At 48.5% G+C, this 425-nt stretch carries 1 protein-coding gene; it reads left to right on the top strand.

Annotated features, from left to right (window positions below):
- Positions 1-425 (top strand): hypothetical protein (locus EAO33_RS08930; RefSeq protein ID WP_162982289.1); only part of this gene is annotated, 425 nt, incomplete at both ends.

Raw genomic sequence — 425 nt, 5'->3', positions numbered from 1 at the left:
AGCTACCACGAGCAATAACGCCATTAGCACTACAACAGCTTCTAGCACCTTTGGGAATATGATCAACGCTTACAGCACAATCGCCACAGAGGCTAATACCTTAGGTCAAGACCTCTTTAACATCGACTCCCCTACGGGCAATATCACCATCGCCAATGTTACAGGGGAGATCTTTAAGGGGAATAGCTCCACCTTTTTACAAAGCATGGAGGGCGTGGTTACCCTAGGGAGTATGCTCAAACCTGTTAGCGGACAAACCAATGGCTTGAGCTCCAATGCAACTCTACTTGGCAATGTAGCCACTGCGGTGAACACCACTCTTGGAACAGAAATTAGCGCAATAACCACCACTTTTACCGGTGCTGGAGGCGGGGCTTTTAGCTCTATCTCTGATCTTAGCACGGGCATCACTGGTATCACTAGCA

Source organism: Helicobacter labacensis (assembly GCF_003660285.1).
Lineage (GTDB): Bacteria > Campylobacterota > Campylobacteria > Campylobacterales > Helicobacteraceae > Helicobacter > Helicobacter labacensis.
The sequence above is the reverse complement of the archived record's forward strand: the minus strand, read 5'-3'. Positions and strand labels throughout refer to the sequence as shown.